Origin of the sequence: Tropicimonas sp. (assembly GCF_047971885.1) — a bacterium.
Taxonomy (GTDB): domain Bacteria; phylum Pseudomonadota; class Alphaproteobacteria; order Rhodobacterales; family Rhodobacteraceae; genus Tropicimonas.
This window is the reverse complement of record NZ_JBKEAE010000180.1, coordinates 1-16,076: the sequence shown is the minus strand read 5'-3', so window position 1 is coordinate 16,076 and position 16,076 is coordinate 1. Positions and strand designations below refer to the sequence as shown.

Genomic DNA, 16,076 nt, shown 5'->3' with positions numbered 1-16,076 from the left:
TATAGGACTTCCAGTTCGTTGTGCGGTAGCGGGAGGGGGCTGGCTTGTTCATGTAAGCCTATTAACCATACGGATTCGCACAGTGAATCCCCCACGGCGCCGAGTTCTGCAACAACGCCCCTATTAACCAACCGGATGCGCACAGTGAATCCCCCACGGCGCCGAGTTCTGCAACAACGCCGGCAAGATCTAGCCATGAACTGCACCAAGTAGAGCTTTTCATATTATTGAACTGCTGAATACCGTAAAGGTATCTTGCAGGCTACGATTCAAGGTTGCGGGAATATGGTATGGGGTGTCCAACCGGCCGCGAACGGGCATACGCTACCCTTCGGCCTTCATCTCCCACCGGCCGCTTTCCTCGGACCAGTATTGCGAGGCAATACCGCCACCTGTCAGGGCCTTCCACTGGCCCCGCGCATGTTGCACCGCGGCCGGATCGTGACCGTCGAAGAGGATGCAGATACGGTCGAGCGCCTGCGCTTCGGCGACGCCGACCATGGCCCCGTCGATGGACATCAGGCAGGCCGCGCCGTTGGGGATCGCCGCGTCGGTGGTCAGCAGGACCGGTTGGTCGGCGTCGTGGGGGCCACCGGCCAGACCATGCGGCAGGAACCCATCCTCGGGGCCGAGCCACAGCTTCTGGTCGAGCCATTCGACCCGGCCCGGATCGCTGCCGCGCACCACCACCCGCCAGCCACGTTCGAGCGCGCGTTCCAGCAGCACCGGAAGCGTTGCCTCGAGCGGCTGGCGGGTCAGGTGGTAGAAAAGCGCCTGCCCCACACCTCAGCCTTCGTAATTCTCGCGAACCAGCCGGTCGAGTGAAAGCACCCCCCAGCCCGACGCCCCCTTGGGAGCCCATTTCGGCGGGCTGGCCGGCTGCGCGACACCGGCAATGTCGAGATGTATCCACGGCGTGTCATCCTCGACGAAACGGCGCAGGAATTCCGCCGCGGTGATCGAACCGCCCCAGCGGGTGCCGACGTTCTTCACATCCGCCTTGTCGGATTTGAGCAGCCTGGCGTAGCTGTCGCCCAGCGGCATGCGCCAGGCGCCCTCGCCCTCCTCCGATGCCGCCCTGAGAAACGCCGTGGCGATGGCATCGTCATTGGCGAATACGCCCGCATTGTCGTGCCCCAGCGCGACGATGATCGCCCCGGTCAGCGTGGCAAGGTCGATCAGCCCCGAGGGCCGGAACCGCTGCTGCGCATACCACATCACGTCGCCCAGAACGAGCCGCCCCTCGGCATCGGTATTGATGACCTCGACCGTATCGCCCTTCATCGAGGCAACGATATCGCCGGGCCGCTGCGCCTTGCCGTCGGGCATGTTCTCGACCAGCCCGACGAGGCCGACCACATTCGCCCGCGCCTTGCGCAGGGCGAGCGCCTTCATCACGCCGGCCACCACGCCCGCGCCGCCCATGTCCATGGTCATGTCCTCCATCCCGGCGGCGGGCTTGATCGAGATGCCGCCGGTATCGAAGACCACCCCTTTGCCGACCAGCGCCAGCGGCGGCTCGTCACCGCCGCCGTTCCACTGCATCACCACTACCTTTGACGGGCTCGCCGAACCCTGCCCGACGCCGAGCAGCATGGTCATGCCCAGTTCCGCCAGCCTGTCCTCGTCCAGCACCTCGACCCCGACACCGTGTTTCCGCAAGCCTTCGAGCCGGCCGGCAAATTCGGTTGTGGTCAGCAGGTTGGCCGGCAGGTTGACCAGATCGCGGGTGTAGTAGACACCGCGCGCCACCGCCTCGACCGCCGGCAGTTCCGCCAGCAGATCGTCGGGCGCGCCGGCCATCAGCCGCAGGATCCCCGGCGCGGGCTCCGCCGCCTCGCCGGTGCGGCATTCCAGAAAGGCGTAGCTGCGCAGAAGCATGCCAAGCGCCAGCGCCGCCAGCCCCTTGCGGCTGCCGCCCAGCACCAGCACGCCGGACTTGCCGCGCCTGGCCGCGATCTCGGCGCCTGCCTTGCGCAGATCGAGCGCGGCAGGCCTGTCTCCGACCCGGACCACCTGAACTGCCTGCGCCGCCATGCCCGAGGGCCAGCCGAGATCGACCGACTGCCCCGGTTTCAGATCGCCAAAACCGTCGCTTTCAACCAGCCGCTTCAGCGCCCCCTTGCAGAGCCGGTTGACCCGCCGCGCCGCCGCATCGAGCTTTCGCGACTCCGGCACCAGAACCGCGATGCGCCCCTCGAATCCACCGATCGCGTCGAGGTTCATCGGCTCCACGTCAAGAACGGGCAGTCTGGTCATCTGTTTCTCCACACCAGTTTTTCCTTACCTAACGCGCGCGTCCGGCCATCGCCAGCGTAGTTTCCCCGCATCGGTGCGCAAGTGGTTTGCGCAAACGCATTGTCCGGTTAAGCTGCGGAAAACGCGGGCGCCCGGCGAACCTGCCAGGGGCGCGGGGGGACGACGAATGCAGGACGAGGCAAAGCAGACCAGACGGGAATTCACCCCGGCCGAAATCGGCGCGCTGGCACATCTCTATCGCGGCGAGGTCTATCGCTCGACGATCTGGCGCACCCGCCTCGACACCACAACCAACTGGTCGGTGATCTCGCTCGGCGTCGCATTCTCGATCGCCTTTTCCAGCCCCGAGGCCTCGGCCCTGCCGATCCTGCTGATCGGCATCCTGATCCTGACCTTCCTGATGCTCGAAGCGCGCCGCTACAGGTATTTCAACGTCTGGCGCGCCCGCGCGCGCTACATGGAAATTCACTTCTACGCACCCATGCTGGTCGACGGCGATCTGCATACCGAACAGAACTGGCAGAAGGTGCTCGCCGACGATTACTGGCGGCCGAATTATCACGTCAGCTTCCTGACCGCGATGGGGCGGCGCATCCGGCGCAACTATCTCTGGATCCTGACCGTCCAGATGGTTGCCTATGTCGGCAAGCTGGTGATTCATCCGGTTTCGGCCACCAGCCTGAATCAGGTCGTGCGACGCGCCGATATCGGCCCCATCCCCGGCGAACTGGTGCTGGGCATCGGGTTGCTCTATCTCGCCGCGTTTCTCATCATTGCCGAGATCACCGGCCAGCGCGACGCGCGCCGTTCGGCGCTGCGCGACCGTGGCAAGGCGATCGGATGAGCCAGCGCCCTGACGCGCACCGGCAATAATTTTCGCAAAACCTTCAAACCTCTGCGCGGGCGGGTTTTACCACGCCGGGGATTTCGGATAAGCGGAAGCGGGAATCCACATGCGGAGCGCCGGACAGGTGGCGAAGTTCGACCGATATTATCTCTACCAGCTGACGGTGCTCTTCGGCTTCTTCTCGCTGGTATTGGTCTCGGTCTACTGGGTCAACCGCGCCGTCCTGCTGTTTGACCAGCTTCTGGCCGACGGCGGTTCGGCCGGTATCTTCGTCACGCTGACGCTTTTGACGCTGCCCAACGTGATCCGGCTTGTCCTGCCAGTGTCGGCCTTTGTCGCGGCGGTCTATGTCACCAACCGCCTGACCACCGAAAGCGAGCTTGTGGTCACGCAGGCGACAGGCATGTCGCCCTGGCGAATGGCCCGGCCAGTGCTCTATTTCGGCCTCATGGTGTCGCTTCTGATGGGCCTGCTCGTCCATGTTCTGGTGCCGGCCAGCCGCACCCAGCTTGCCGACCGCTCCGACGAGATCGAGGCCAACGTCGCGGCGCGCCTGCTGACCGAGGGCCAGTTCCTCCATCCGACGGACGACATCACCTTCTACATCCGCAGGATCACCCCGCAGGGCGAATTGCGCGACGTTTTCCTGTCGGATTCGCGCGAAGACGATACGCGCACCGAATTCATGGCCGCACAGGCCTATCTGGTGCAGGATGCGACCGGCCCGAAGCTGGTGATGGTCGAAGGCGAGGCGCATACACTCTATCTGGAAGACATGCGCCTGGCGGTGACCAGGTTCGACAGTTTCACCTACGATGTCGGCGCGCTGATGTCCTCGGGTCCGCGCACCAGGCGCGACGTGCGCGAATACGACACGCTGACGCTTTTTGCACCCGATCAGGCGGCGCTCGACGCTACCCGCAAGAAGCCGGCCGCCTTCCTCTACGAGGGGCACCTGCGCATCGCCCAGCCGCTCAACCCGCTCATCGCGGCGCTGATCGGATTCTCGGCCCTGATGCTGGGCGGGTTCAGCCGCTTCGGCGTCTGGCCGCAGATCGGCCTTGCCATCGTGCTGATCATCGCGCTGCAAGCGGTCGAGAACGTCACCGCCGACATGGCGCGGCGCGATACCTCGCTCTGGCCGCTGGTCTATCTGCCAACCGCACTTGGCGTGCTTGCCATCGTGACGATGCTTTGGGCGGCAAGCCGGCCGCCGCTGTTCCGCCGCGTGCCGCGGCCGGAGGCGACGGCATGAAGCTGCAGGTATATTTCGCCCGCAAGTTCCTGTTCATCACTGTCGGCATATTCGTCGTCTTCGGGCTGTTCATGGTCCTGCTCGACATGGTGGAGCAGATGCGGCGCTTCGATTCGAGCGAGATTTCGTTCCTCGACGCGCTGGGGCTGTCGCTGCTGTCGGTTCCCGAAGGGCTCTATGCGATCCTGCCGCTTGTCATCATGCTGTCGACCCAGGCGCTGTTTCTCAGCCTCGCCCGCACATCCGAACTGGTGGTGACCCGCGCCGCCGGGCGCTCGGCGATCCGCGCGATGATCGCACCGGCGATCACCGCAGCGCTGATCGGGGTGTTCGGGGTTGTCTTCTTCAACCCGCTGGTGGCAGCCACCAAACATGCCTACGAGGTGCGCGCCGCAGCACTTTCAGCCGACGGGCGCAGCGTTATGTCGGTCAGCCGCGAAGGGCTGTGGCTGCGTCAGGGCGGCGAGACAGGGCAGACCGTGATCCGGGCGCAGCGGGCCAATTTCGACGGAACCGAACTGTTCGGCGTCAGCTTCATCAGTTTCGCGCCACGGGATGCCGAGGATCCCGGCCCCGTCCGCCGCATCGAGGCGGAACGCGCGGAACTGACCAATGGCGCCTGGGCAATCACCAATGCCAAGGTATGGCCGCTGAAAATCGACAACCCGGAAAGGGACGTCGCCTATTATCCCGAAATCGAGGTTCCCTCGTCCCTGACGACCGAACAGATCCGCGACAGTTTCGGCTCACCCTCGGCGATCGAGATCTGGAGCCTGCCCTCCTTCATCAGGAACCTCGAGGCAGCCGGTTTTTCCGCCCGCCAGCACCGGGTCTGGTTCCAGATGGAACTGGCGATGCCGTTGTTTCTGGCCGCCATGGTGATGATCGGCGCCGGTTTCACCATGCGGCACACCAGATTCGGCCGCACCGGCCTGATGGTGCTGTTCGCGCTGATGATGGGCTTCTCGGCCTTTTTCATCCGGAATTTCGCCCAGGTCCTTGGCCAGAACGGCGATATCCCGGTGGCACTGGCCGCCTGGGCGCCACCGGTTGCCGCGATGCTGATGTCGCTGGGGCTGCTGTTGCATCTGGAGGACGGATGAGCATGAAGGCGCGTCTTCTGGCTTTCTTCTTCTGCCTGCTGGCCCCTGCGGCATTCGCCCAGCAGACCGACGCGCAATCGCAGGTGGCGACCCTGCTGGCCGACCGTGTCGAACTGGTGGGCGACGGGCGGCTGATCGCCTCGGGCAATGTCGAGGCGATGCAGGGCGAGGTTCGGCTCAGGGCCAGCCGCGTGGTCTACGATCAGGAAAACGACCGGCTCGAGATCGAGGGGCCGATCACCCTGACCCAGGGACCCGACACGGTGGTTCTTGCATCGGGCGCGGCGCTCAGCCCCGATCTGCGCGACGGCATGATCCGTTCGGCGCGCGTCTTCATCGACCAGCAGCTGCAACTCGCCACCAACGAGATCAGCCGCCAGGGCGGGCGCTATACGCTTCTATACAATACTGTGGCCTCGTCCTGTCAGGTCTGCGCCGCGCATCCGGTGCCGCTGTGGCAGATCCGGGCGCGCAGCGTGGTTCACGACGAACTGGAGCGGCAACTCTATTTCGACCATGCCACATTCGAGGTGATGGGCCTGCCGGTGATGTATCTCCCTCACCTGCGCCTGCCCGACCCGACGGTGAAACGGTGGACCGGTTTTCTGACACCCAGCCTGCGCAGCGCCGACGATCTGGGATTCGGCATCAAGATCCCGTATTTCATCACGCTGGGCGACCACCGCGACCTGACCGTCACGCCCTATATAGCGACTTCGTGGACCAATACGCTGGAGTTGCGCTATCGTCAGGCCTTCCGGGCCGGCGATATCGAACTGAACGGCGCGATCAGCCGCGACAGTCTGGTCGACGAGACCCGCAGCTACCTGTTCGCCGAGGGCGACTTCCTGCTGCCCCGCGGTTTCAACCTCGACTTCAATATCGAGACCACATCCGACGACGCCTATCTGCTCGATTACGACTATTCCGACGACGACCGGCTTGCCAGTTCGCTGGAAATCTGGCGGGCACGGCGCAACGAGCTTTTCGTCGGCGAGGTGATCAACTACAAGTCGCTTCGCTCCTCGGAAGACAACGACACGCAGCCGTTTCTCGTCGGCGATATCAACTGGATCAGACGGTTCGAGGATCCGCTTCTTGGCGGGCAGGCCAGCTTTTCGCTGGACGGACATTTCCATCAGCGCCGCTCGGACGAGGATATCACCGGCCGGGATGTGGCGCGAATATCGGGCTGGTTCGACTGGCGGCGCGATGCGGCCGGCCCCTGGGGAACGCTTCTTACCGCCGAGGCGGTGGCGCGTATCGACCATAGCCAGGTGCGCGACGACAGCGACTATCCCGATCCGGTCACCGAGGTCACGCCGTTCAGCGTGGTCACGCTGCGCTGGCCTTGGGTAAAGCAGGGGGGGGCTGCCGGCCAGGTAATCGAGCCTATCGTCCAGGTAGTCTGGAGCCCTTCGGACGGTGAGGATACGCCGGACGACGAAAGCACCCAGCTCGAACTCGACGAGGGCAACCTGTTTTCGCTGTCGCGCTTTCCGGCCTCGGACGAGCTCGAACGCGGCCTGCGCACCAACGTCGGGCTGAGCTGGACCCGCTACGACCCCGACGGCTGGTCGATGGGCGTCACCGCCGGCCGGATCATCCGGCACGAGGACCTTCACCAGTTCGACGGATACGCCAGCCTCGACGGTCACCGGTCCGAATGGCTCGCCGCGGTCGGGCTGACGCTGCCGCACCGGCTCTCGCTGACCAACCGGGCGCTTTTCGATGACAGTTTCTCGTTTTCCAAGAACGAGGTCCGGCTCGACTGGACCAGTGACATGCTGGATGTCGGAACCTCGTATATCTGGATGGATTCGAGCATCGTCCAGGACCGGCCGCAGGCGATCAAGGAACTGACGCTCGACGGCGAGTGGGACATCAACCGCCGCTGGACGACGGCGCTCGACTATCGCTACGATTTCGAGATGGAGCGCACCGCATCGGCGCGGCTGGGTATCGTCTATCGCACCGAATGTGCCAGTTTCGATTTTTCGGTCCGGCGGCGCTTCACCTCGACCGACCAGCTTGAGCCGACCACCGATTACAATTTCGAAATCCAGCTTGCGGGCTTCGGCGACCGTGGCAGCCGCAACCCGCCGCTGAACCGCATCGGATGCAGCCGCTAGACCCGCTTGTGACAGCGGCGCGGCTGGCTTAGAACGCATATGACCCCTTTGGGTACGGGCAGCGAAGAAGGCAAAAGGCATGATCCTGAAATCCCTTGCGTCACTGGCGACATCGGCACTGCTTCTGCTGAACGTACCGGGTGCGCTGGCACAATCGGGCAACCCCTTCGGGGCGGCCGTGATCGTCAACAACAGCAGCATTTCCAATTTCGAGGTCGACCAGCGGATGCGGCTGATGGAGCTGTTCCGCGCGCCGGGCGACCTGCACGAGGGGGCGATCAAGGCGCTGATCGAGGACCGCCTGCGCATGGAGGCGGCCAAGGAGAGCGGGATTACCGTATCGGCCGAACAGATCGCCGCCGGCATGGAGGAATTTGCCGGGCGCGCGAACATGGATACCGAAGCCTTCGTCGGCGAAATCGCGCGCGCCGGTGTCGAGCAGGAAACCTTCCGCGACTTTGTCGCCGCCGGGGTCGCCTGGCGCGAGGTGATGCGCACCCGTTTCTTCCACCTGATCCAGATCACCGATGCCGAGGTCGAGGAGGCCCTGACGCGCGGTACCAGCCGCCCCAATGTCGAGGCGGTGATCGCCGAGATCGTTCTGCCGGCACGCGACCCCGAGGAAATGGCCCAGGCACAGGCGCTGGCCGACGAGTTGCAGAGAACGGCTACCAGCGTCGGCGCGTTCGCCGAGGCGGCACGCGAATATTCGGTTTCCCCCACCGCGCCCAATGGCGGGCGGCTGCCGCGCGCCATGCCGCTCCAGGAACTTCCGGCGCCAATCCGGGCGCAGGTGACGAACCTTGCCCCCGGGCAGATCACCAATCCGCTTGTCGCGCCCAATGCGATCGCGATCTTCCAGCTCGTTTCGCTGCGCGATCTGGGCGTCACGCAGGTTTCGGATGTCGAGGTGCAATATGCGACCTATCTGATCCCCGGCGGGCAGGGCGAGGATGCGCGCGCCGAAGCCGCCAGGGTCATCGGCAAGGTCGATACCTGCGACAACCTCTATACCGTCAACAAGGGCAAGGCACCCGAGCGGCTGACGGTCACTACCCAGCCGATGGCATCGGTCCCGCGCGATATCGCGCTCGAACTGGCCAGACTGGACAGGAACGAGATTTCCACCGGCATGACCCGTGGTGAAAACATGGTGCTGGTGATGCTGTGCTCGCGCGCTCCCATCCGCGAGGAAACGCCCGATCCCTCGGTCGTGCGTAACGCGCTGGCAAACGAACGGCTGGGGCTGCTGGGAGACAGCTACCTTGCCGAACTGCGCGAGAACGCCCTGATCCGGTATCCCTGATGGCCGCGTGCGATCCGCTGCCGCCACCGGTGATGACCTGCGGCGAGCCGGCCGGTATCGGCCCGGAAATCGCCGCCCGGGTCTGGGCCGAATGTCGCGGGACGATGCCGTTCGGCTGGCTCGGCGACCCGCGTCACCTGCCCGGGGGAACGCCCTTCGCCCTGATCGGATCGCCGGCCGAGGCGGGCAGCATCGCGGCGGATGCCCTGCCGGTGCTGCACCACGCCTTTCCCGCGCCGGCAACCCCGGGAGCACCCGATCCGGGCAATGCCGTCGAGGTTCTGGCAGTGATCGCCCGCGCCGCCGCGCTGGCTCAATCGGGCAAGGCCGGCGCGATCGTCACGGCGCCGATCAACAAGAAAGCGCTCAGGGACGGTGCCGGCTTCACCTATCCGGGCCATACCGAATACCTCGCCACGCTCGCCGGAGTCCGCCACGTGGTCATGATGCTGGCCTGCAATGCGCTGAAGGTCGTTCCGGCCACCATCCACATTCCCATTCACGAGGTTCCCCGCGCACTGACGCCCGAGCTTCTGGCCGGGACAATCCGAATCACCAATGCCGGGTTGCGCCGCGATTTCGGCATCGCCGCGCCACGGATCGCGGTGGCGGGGCTGAATCCGCATGCCGGCGAAGGCGGCGCCATGGGGCGGGAGGAGATCGAGATGATCGCTCCCCTGCTGGAAACGCTGCGCCGGGACGGGCTGGATATCCGGGGGCCCCTGCCCGCCGACACGATGTTTCACCCCGAGGCCCGCGCCCGCTATGACGTGGCGATCTGCGCCTATCACGATCAGGCGCTGATCCCGATCAAGACGCTCGATTTCGCCCGCGGGGTCAACGTGACGCTGGGCTTGCCGTTCATCCGGACCTCGCCCGATCACGGCACCGCCTTCGACATCGCCGGAAAGGGCGTTGCCGATATCCGCTCGACGCTCGAGGCGCTGCGGCTTGCCGGCGAAATGGCCGCTACGCGCGCCCAGCCATGAAGCCCGATCGACCGCGCGCGCCCCGGCACACAGGGCGCACCGACCATGGCGACGATTGACGGGCTTCCGCCGCTGCGCGAGGTGATCCGCGAGCACGGACTCGCCGCAAGGAAATCGCTCGGGCAGAATTTCCTGCTCGACCTCAACCTGACGGCGCGCATCGCGCGGATTCCGGGCGATCTTTCGAATGCCTCGGTGCTGGAAATCGGCCCCGGCCCGGGCGGGCTGACGCGCGGGCTTCTGGCCGAAGGGGCGCGCCGCGTTCTGGCCATCGAGAAGGATGCGCGCTGCCTGCCCGCGCTGGCCGAGATTGCAGCGGCCTGTCCCGGCCGGCTCGAGGTGGTCGAGGGCGATGCACTTGAAATCGATCCGCTGGCCCTGCTCTCGCCGCCGATCCATGTCGTCGCCAACCTGCCCTATAATGTCGGGACCGAACTTCTCGTCCGCTGGCTGTCGCCACCCGAATGGCCCCCCTTCTGGTCGTCTTTGACACTGATGTTCCAGAAAGAAGTGGCCGAACGCATCGTCGCCCAACCCGGCAGCAAGGCCTATGGGCGGCTTGCGGTGCTGGCGCAATGGCGGTGCGAGGCGCGCATCGCCCTGCGTCTGCCGCCCGAGGCCTTCACACCGCCGCCAAAGGTAAGCTCGGCCGTGGTCCATCTTGTGCCGCGCCCCGAACCCGCGTGGCCGGCCGATCCGGCGGTGTTGGAACGGGTGGTGGCGATGGCCTTCAATCAGCGGCGAAAGATGCTGCGCGCCAGCCTGAAGGGGCTGGGCGGCAATACCGAAAAGCTACTGGATGCGGCGGGGATTCCGCCCACGGAACGCGCGGAGCAGGTTTCGATCGAGGGTTTCGCCGCCCTTGCGCGCGCAGTTTCCGGCGCGGGGGCATGACCCCTCAGACCGGCGCCAGAAGCGATTCCGCCGCTGTCCGGATGGCGGCGATATTCTGCCCGTAAACCGCCGGGCTCCCGGCCGATCCGCCCCTGAACACCGCCGATCCGGCGACCAGCACATCCGCCCCGGCGGCGGCGACCATTGGCGCGGTCTCGGGCGTGATCCCGCCATCGACCTGAATGTGAATCGGCCGGTCGCCGATCATCGCCCGCAGCCTGCGGATCTTCTCAAGCTGGCCGGAAATGAACTTCTGCCCGCCGAATCCTGGGTTCACTGTCATCACCAGCACCATGTCGACCAGATCGAGCAGATAATCCAGATCGTCGAGGCCGGTACCCGGGTTTAGCGACAGCCCGGCCTTGCAACCTGCGCCACGGATCGCCTGAAGCGTGCGGTGGACATGCGGCCCGGCCTCGATATGGGCGGTCAGCATGTCGGCACCGGCCTCGGCATAGGCGTCGATATAGGGATCGACCGGCGCAATCATCAGATGCACGTCCATGAAGGTGGTCACATGCGGGCGGAATGCCCTGACCGCCGGCGGGCCGAAGGTAAGGTTCGGAACGAAATGCCCGTCCATCACGTCGATATGCACCCAGTCGGCGCCCTGCGCCTCGATGGCGCGGATCTCGGCGCCGAAATCGGCGAAGTCGGCCGACAGGATCGACGGCGCAATCTTGATGGAACGGTCGAATGTCATGTCTGCTCCCCTTGCAGCCAGGGCTGCCCCCTCTTCCGGCCGCCCGCCCCGGGGCGATCTCCGGCCCTGTTCAGCCGCCGCCGGTGCCCGCCGCTTCTGCCATGGCGGGGCGGATGGTCTGTTCGAGTATCTCGGGCGTGATCGGCCCGGCGAAGCGAAGCACGATCCTGCCCTGCCCGTCGATAACGAATGTCTCGGGGCTGCCGTAGACACCCCAGTCGATACCGGTCCGCCCGTTCGGATCGGCCCCGGCAAGCGAATAGGGATCGCCCAGCCCTTCAATGAAGGCGCGGCCCTTTTCCTCGGTGTCCTTGTAGTTGATGCCGTAGACCGGAACGCCCTCGGCCGAAAGCTGCATCAGTTGCGGGTGTTCGGCGCGGCAGGGCGCACACCAGCTTGCCCAGAAGTTCACCAGCGTCACCTCGCCCTGCCGCAGCGCCTCGTTTGTCAGCACCGGCTTTTCTGCGAAGGGTTCAAGCGCCATCGCCGGCGCCTCCCGCCCCTTCAGCGCCGTCGGCAGCGTATTGGGGTCGTCACGCTGCATCCCGGCCAGAAACAGCCCCGCCACCGCGGCGAAAACAACCGGCGGCAGGACCATCAGCGGCGTGATCCTAGCCATTCTGCGCGTTCTCCCCGGCCGAATCGCGCTTTTCCAGGCGGGCCGCCTCGACCTTGCGCAGCGCCACCCTCGTTCGCCGCGCCTGCCGCAGCGACACGACAACAAGTGCCACGATCAGCGCTATCGAGACAACGTAGGCCGAGATCACTTCCGCGGCATATTTCCCCAGGTCGAGCATCACGCCATACGCTCCCGCGCCAGCAGCGCCTTGATCCGGCGCGCGCGCACCTCGGTTCGGGTTCTGAGCAGGACCAGTGCAATGAACAACCCGACGAACCCGGCGATGGTGATCACCAGCGGCCAGTAATAGACGTTCGAGACGTTTTCCTCGCGGTCGAGCGAAAGCGACGCCCCCTGATGCAACCCCTGGTTCCAGAACACCAGCGCATAGCGCGACAGCACCGCAAAGACCGAGCCGACGATGCACAGGACCGATGTCAGTTCGGCTGCCGTATCGGGGTTTTCTACCGCCGCCCACAGCGCCATGTAGCCCAGATAGAACAGGAACAGGATCAGGAACGATGTCAGGCGCGGATCCCATGCCCACCAGGTGCCCCACATCGGCTGCCCCCAGATCGCGCCGGTGACAAGCGTGACCACCGTCATCGTGGCACCGATGGGCGCGGCCGCCTTGGCTGCCAGCGCCGAGACGTGATGGCGACGGATCAGCCAGATCAGCGAGGCGACCAGCATCATCAGCCAGCAGTTGATGGCAATCATTGCCGCCGGAACGTGCAGGTAGATGATCTTGACCGACGCTTCGAAGTTCTGCGCGTTCGGCGTGAAGAAGAAACCCCAGACCAGCCCGACCGCCAGCGCGACCGCGGTAAACGCCGTCACCCACGGCAGAACGAAGGCCGAGGTTCCCATGAACTTGCGCGGATTGGCGTATTCCCAGAGTGACATGCGGCGAAACCTATTGCTTGTATTCAGACTGCTCAACCGACACTGGCATCACAAGTTCAGCGAAGATTGATACGGATTGCCGCAGCCGAAGCGAATGGCAGGAATGCAACCGTTGCAAGGGTGATGCCGGCGAGCAACGCAAGCGGGCTCGACAGGGCCATGTCTTCGGCACCGCGCCGGGCGACCTCGGCCCCGAAGATCAGCGTCGGCACGTAGAGCGGCAGCACGATCAGCGAAAGAAGCAGCCCGCCCCGCTTGAGACCCACCGTCAGGGCCGCACCGAAAGTGCCCACAACCGACAGCGCCGGCGTGCCGATGGCAAGCGACAGTGTGAGCCACAAATAGCCCGGCCCCGGCAGGTTCAGCAGCACGCCGAGAAGCGGCGCCGCGAGCGTCAGCGGCAGGCCGGTGGTCAGCCAGTGCGCCAGTGCCTTGACCGCCGCGACCCCTTCGAGCGGGATCGGCGCCGTGGCGAGCAGTTCCAGCGAGCCGTCCTCGTGGTCCAGCGCGAAAATCCGGTCGAGCGACAGCAGGCAGGACAGCAGCGCCCCGAGCCATAGGATGCCGGCGGCGATCGTCGACAGGGTTCCGGCATTCGGCCCGACGGCAAAGGGCGTCAGCGTGACGACGATCAGGAAGAAGGCAAGCGCCAGCCCGAAGCCGCCCCCCGCCCTGACCGACAGCGCGAGATCCCGCCGGAGCAGCGCGATCACAGGAAGGCCTCGTGAAAGTCGTGGTGTTCGTCGGGGGCCTCGGCCTTGCAGGGTGAAAGGTCGAATACGCTGGCCCCGGGCAACCCAAGGTCGATATGAGTGGCGATCACCGCGATGCCGCCCCGGGCCAGATGCGCTCCCACCGCACCGGCGAACAGCGCCACCGAATCCGTATCGAGCGAAACCGTGGGCTCGTCGAACAGCCAGACCGGCCGCCCGGTCACCGCCATCCGCGCCAATCCCAGCCGCCGCTTCTGCCCTGCCGAAAGGCTGCCCGCCGGGCGGTCGGTCAGCGCGCCGAGGTTGAACCCGCGCAGTGCGGCCTCGATGGAGCCGTGCCCGTGCACCCTGGCCCAGAACGTCAGGTTTTCGGCAACCGTCAGCGTCGCCTTGTTGCCATCGGCATGCGAGGCATAGGCCATGGCATCCGGGCCCGGCGCCACCGTGCCCGCGTCGGCGGGCTGAAGCCCGGCAAGCGTGCGCAGAAGCGTCGTCTTGCCGATCCCGTTCGGGCCGCGCAGCACCAGCGCCTGCCCTTGCGCAACGCGAAAGCTCACTCCTTCGAGCACCCGCATTCCGCCCCGGATACAGGCCAGCCCGGTTACGGTCATTTCCATGGGCACTTCCCGCTCAACGTTCCGCCGGCAGGGGTACGGGCAGCGCCTCCGGGTGTCAAATGGCCAAAACGGCCGCAGCCATGCGGCGCCCCTCGGACAGCAGCACGTTATAGGTCCGGCAGGCGGAAGGTGTCGCCATAGGCTCGATTCCTATGCCGGCGCCTTCGACCGCCGCCCGGAAGGCGGACGGAACCGGCCGTATTTCGGCCCCGGTGCCCAGCAGCACGAAATCGACCCGCCCGGCAAGTTCCGTAAGGGTCGCGGCATCGTCCAGGCCCGACCACGGGCGAATGCCGCCGTCCGAGACGATCAGATTGCCCTCGTGCACCGCTCCGCCAAGCCGGAAGAAGCCGGGACCGTATCCTTCGAACGGCAGTGCGTCGGTATAGCTGACCTCGTTCACGCGCATGGCGCCTCCTGTCGGTCGAAAACGTCGGCCCGGCCGCCCCGGATCAGGCGTCGATATCGCCGAACTGCGTTCCCGCCGTCGGTTCCTTCTTGCTCCAGTCGCGCTTGACGCCGAGCCAGAGCACCACGTTCTTGGCCACATAGATCGACGAGTAGGTGCCGATCACGATACCGAAGGTGATCGCGAAGACAAAGCCGCGAATGACATCGCCCCCCAGCAGAACAAGCGCCAGCAGGGCGATCAGGGTTGTCCCCGATGTCATCACCGTCCGGCTGAGCGTCTCGTTCACCGACAGGTTCATCAGGTCGCGCAACGGCGTCGTCTTGTACTTGATCAGGTTCTCGCGCAGCCGGTCGAAGACGACGACCGTATCGTTGATCGAATAGCCCAGGATCGTCAGCAGCGCCGCGATGGTGGTCAGGTCGAACTTGATCTGGAAAACGGCGAATATGCCCAACGTGATCAGCACGTCGTGAACCAGCGATACCAGTGCACCAAGCGCGAACTGCCATTCGAAGCGCAGCCAGATATAGAACGAGATCGCGGCGAGCGACGCCAGAACCGCATAGACCGCCGACATGACCAGTTCGCCCGACACCTTGGGGCCAACCGATTCGACGGCCGGAAAGGTGATCGCGGGATCGATCGCCCTGAGCGCCGTCTCGACCGCTTCGATGGTTTCCGGGGTGATCGCCTCGGCGTCGGCCTGGGCGCTGATGCGAACCTGCGCCACATGCTGATCGGGGCGGAAGGTCGGATCGTAGACCTGCGTGATCGCCACATCGCCAAGGTTCAGCGGCTGGAGCGCCTGACGGTAGGCGCCGACATCGACCGCCTGGGTCGATTCGGTGCGGATGGTCGTGCCGCCCCTGAAGTCGATACCGAAATTCAGGCCGAAGACGAACAGCGCCACGATCGACAGCACCGCCAGCAGCGTCGATATCCCGAAGGTCGCGAACTGCCAGCGGAAGAAGTCGATCCGGGTATTGTCGGGAACGAGTTTCAGACGGAATGCCATGTTACACCTCGATCTGGCGCGGGCGTTTGCGGTCGAACCACGAGACGATCATCAGCCGGGTCACGTAGATCGCCGTGAAGACCGAGGTGACGATCCCGATGGTCAGCGTCACCGCAAAGCCCTTTACCGGCCCGGAGCCGAGGAAGAACAGGATCGCCGCAATGATCAGCGTCGTCAGGTTGGCGTCGACGATGGCCGACATCGCGCGCTCATAGCCCAGTTCGATGGCGCGTGCCGGGCCGCGGGCGGTTTTCAGCTCTTCGCGGATCCGCTCGAATACCAGTACGTTGGCGTCAACCGCCATGC

18 protein-coding genes and 1 pseudogene are annotated in these 16,076 nt (G+C 65.4%); 8 read left to right on the top strand and 11 right to left on the bottom strand.

The genetic code is table 11. From position 1 onward, the window contains the following. Positions 1-324: 324 nt before the first annotated feature. On the bottom strand, positions 325-783 hold the full coding sequence (locus ACK5IR_RS15170) for a DNA polymerase III subunit chi (RefSeq protein ID WP_416930012.1): 459 nt from the start codon (positions 781-783) through the stop codon (positions 325-327). 3 nt (positions 784-786) lie between these two features. Continuing rightward, complete coding sequence (locus ACK5IR_RS15165; protein ID WP_416930011.1) at positions 787-2,259, bottom strand: leucyl aminopeptidase; 1,473 nt, start codon at positions 2,257-2,259, stop codon at positions 787-789. Positions 2,260-2,425: 166 nt separating this feature from the next. Here ACK5IR_RS15165 and ACK5IR_RS15160 point away from each other — a divergent pair, with 166 nt between their 5' ends. From ACK5IR_RS15160 to rsmA, 8 genes and pseudogenes are all read left to right on the top strand, one after another. Continuing rightward, complete coding sequence (locus ACK5IR_RS15160; RefSeq protein WP_416930010.1) at positions 2,426-3,103, top strand: DUF2270 domain-containing protein; 678 nt, start codon at positions 2,426-2,428, stop codon at positions 3,101-3,103. A 127-nt stretch (positions 3,104-3,230) separates the two neighbouring features. Beyond that, entirely contained in the window at positions 3,231-4,361 is a 1,131-nt protein-coding gene (lptF, locus tag ACK5IR_RS15155; protein WP_416930009.1) for an LPS export ABC transporter permease LptF, read from the top strand. Next, positions 4,358-5,464: an LPS export ABC transporter permease LptG gene (lptG, locus tag ACK5IR_RS15150; protein ID WP_416930008.1), complete on the top strand. Its 1,107-nt coding sequence runs from the start codon at positions 4,358-4,360 to the stop codon at positions 5,462-5,464. Before lptF ends, lptG begins: the two co-directional genes overlap by 4 nt. Continuing rightward, entirely contained in the window at positions 5,461-7,596 is a 2,136-nt protein-coding gene (locus tag ACK5IR_RS15145) for an LPS-assembly protein LptD (protein WP_416930007.1), read from the top strand. The genes lptG and ACK5IR_RS15145 overlap by 4 nt, the downstream gene beginning before the upstream one ends. Positions 7,597-7,672: 76 nt before the next feature. Further along, positions 7,673-8,068 (top strand): annotated as a pseudogene (locus ACK5IR_RS15140) (peptidylprolyl isomerase); the annotation flags it as partial. A gap of 18 nt (positions 8,069-8,086) precedes the next feature. Continuing rightward, positions 8,087-8,902, top strand: a complete 816-nt coding sequence (locus tag ACK5IR_RS15135) for a peptidylprolyl isomerase (RefSeq protein WP_416930014.1) — start codon at positions 8,087-8,089, stop codon at positions 8,900-8,902. Further along, positions 8,902-9,891 (top strand): 4-hydroxythreonine-4-phosphate dehydrogenase PdxA, encoded by a 990-nt coding sequence (gene pdxA / locus ACK5IR_RS15130; RefSeq protein ID WP_416930006.1) that lies wholly within the window; start codon positions 8,902-8,904, stop codon positions 9,889-9,891. Before ACK5IR_RS15135 ends, pdxA begins: the two co-directional genes overlap by 1 nt. A gap of 45 nt (positions 9,892-9,936) precedes the next feature. Beyond that, positions 9,937-10,785: a 16S rRNA (adenine(1518)-N(6)/adenine(1519)-N(6))-dimethyltransferase RsmA gene (gene rsmA, locus ACK5IR_RS15125; RefSeq protein WP_416930005.1), complete on the top strand. Its 849-nt coding sequence runs from the start codon at positions 9,937-9,939 to the stop codon at positions 10,783-10,785. A gap of 4 nt (positions 10,786-10,789) precedes the next feature. On the opposite strand, the gene rpe is transcribed toward rsmA, so the two are convergent. From rpe to ACK5IR_RS15080, 9 genes are all read right to left on the bottom strand, one after another. Continuing rightward, positions 10,790-11,488: a ribulose-phosphate 3-epimerase gene (gene rpe / locus ACK5IR_RS15120; RefSeq protein WP_416930004.1), complete on the bottom strand. Its 699-nt coding sequence runs from the start codon at positions 11,486-11,488 to the stop codon at positions 10,790-10,792. 70 nt (positions 11,489-11,558) lie between these two features. Next, positions 11,559-12,107, bottom strand: coding sequence for a DsbE family thiol:disulfide interchange protein (locus ACK5IR_RS15115; protein ID WP_416930003.1), 549 nt, complete (start codon positions 12,105-12,107; stop codon positions 11,559-11,561). After that, the gene (gene ccmD / locus ACK5IR_RS15110) at positions 12,100-12,285 is read right to left on the bottom strand and encodes a heme exporter protein CcmD (RefSeq protein ID WP_416930013.1); all 186 of its coding nucleotides are present in this window, start codon (positions 12,283-12,285) and stop codon (positions 12,100-12,102) included. Before ccmD ends, ACK5IR_RS15115 begins: the two co-directional genes overlap by 8 nt. Next, entirely contained in the window at positions 12,285-13,013 is a 729-nt protein-coding gene (locus ACK5IR_RS15105) for a heme ABC transporter permease (RefSeq protein ID WP_416930002.1), read from the bottom strand. The genes ccmD and ACK5IR_RS15105 overlap by 1 nt, the downstream gene beginning before the upstream one ends. A gap of 56 nt (positions 13,014-13,069) precedes the next feature. After that, entirely contained in the window at positions 13,070-13,726 is a 657-nt protein-coding gene (gene ccmB / locus ACK5IR_RS15100) for a heme exporter protein CcmB (protein WP_416930001.1), read from the bottom strand. Beyond that, positions 13,723-14,343: a heme ABC exporter ATP-binding protein CcmA gene (gene ccmA, locus ACK5IR_RS15095; protein ID WP_416930000.1), complete on the bottom strand. Its 621-nt coding sequence runs from the start codon at positions 14,341-14,343 to the stop codon at positions 13,723-13,725. The genes ccmB and ccmA overlap by 4 nt, the downstream gene beginning before the upstream one ends. Before the next feature lie 55 nt (positions 14,344-14,398). Continuing rightward, complete coding sequence (locus ACK5IR_RS15090) at positions 14,399-14,752, bottom strand: Mth938-like domain-containing protein (protein WP_416929999.1); 354 nt, start codon at positions 14,750-14,752, stop codon at positions 14,399-14,401. Positions 14,753-14,795: 43 nt separating this feature from the next. Continuing rightward, on the bottom strand, positions 14,796-15,770 hold the full coding sequence (gene secF / locus ACK5IR_RS15085; RefSeq protein ID WP_416929998.1) for a protein translocase subunit SecF: 975 nt from the start codon (positions 15,768-15,770) through the stop codon (positions 14,796-14,798). Between the two features lies 1 nt (position 15,771). Then, a partial coding sequence (locus tag ACK5IR_RS15080) for an MMPL family transporter (protein ID WP_416929997.1) occupies positions 15,772-16,076 on the bottom strand: 305 nt, incomplete at its 5' end.

What these genes read in the sequence shown, in the direction of transcription:
- ACK5IR_RS15165 (WP_416930011.1), bottom strand. Translation starts at nt 2,259, where the DNA reads ATGACCAGACTGCCCGTTCTTGACGTGGAGCCGATGAACCTCGACGCG.
- ACK5IR_RS15160 (WP_416930010.1), top strand. Translation starts at nt 2,426, where the DNA reads ATGCAGGACGAGGCAAAGCAGACCAGACGGGAATTCACCCCGGCCGAA.
- lptG (WP_416930008.1), top strand. Translation starts at nt 4,358, where the DNA reads ATGAAGCTGCAGGTATATTTCGCCCGCAAGTTCCTGTTCATCACTGTC.
- ACK5IR_RS15145 (WP_416930007.1), top strand. Translation starts at nt 5,461, where the DNA reads ATGAGCATGAAGGCGCGTCTTCTGGCTTTCTTCTTCTGCCTGCTGGCC.
- ACK5IR_RS15135 (WP_416930014.1), top strand. Translation starts at nt 8,087, where the DNA reads ATGCGCACCCGTTTCTTCCACCTGATCCAGATCACCGATGCCGAGGTC.
- pdxA (WP_416930006.1), top strand. Translation starts at nt 8,902, where the DNA reads ATGGCCGCGTGCGATCCGCTGCCGCCACCGGTGATGACCTGCGGCGAG.
- rsmA (WP_416930005.1), top strand. Translation starts at nt 9,937, where the DNA reads ATGGCGACGATTGACGGGCTTCCGCCGCTGCGCGAGGTGATCCGCGAG.
- rpe (WP_416930004.1), bottom strand. Translation starts at nt 11,488, where the DNA reads ATGACATTCGACCGTTCCATCAAGATTGCGCCGTCGATCCTGTCGGCC.
- ACK5IR_RS15115 (WP_416930003.1), bottom strand. Translation starts at nt 12,107, where the DNA reads ATGGCTAGGATCACGCCGCTGATGGTCCTGCCGCCGGTTGTTTTCGCC.
- ccmD (WP_416930013.1), bottom strand. Translation starts at nt 12,285, where the DNA reads ATGCTCGACCTGGGGAAATATGCCGCGGAAGTGATCTCGGCCTACGTT.
- ACK5IR_RS15105 (WP_416930002.1), bottom strand. Translation starts at nt 13,013, where the DNA reads ATGTCACTCTGGGAATACGCCAATCCGCGCAAGTTCATGGGAACCTCG.
- ccmA (WP_416930000.1), bottom strand. Translation starts at nt 14,343, where the DNA reads ATGGAAATGACCGTAACCGGGCTGGCCTGTATCCGGGGCGGAATGCGG.
- ACK5IR_RS15090 (WP_416929999.1), bottom strand. Translation starts at nt 14,752, where the DNA reads ATGCGCGTGAACGAGGTCAGCTATACCGACGCACTGCCGTTCGAAGGA.
- secF (WP_416929998.1), bottom strand. Translation starts at nt 15,770, where the DNA reads ATGGCATTCCGTCTGAAACTCGTTCCCGACAATACCCGGATCGACTTC.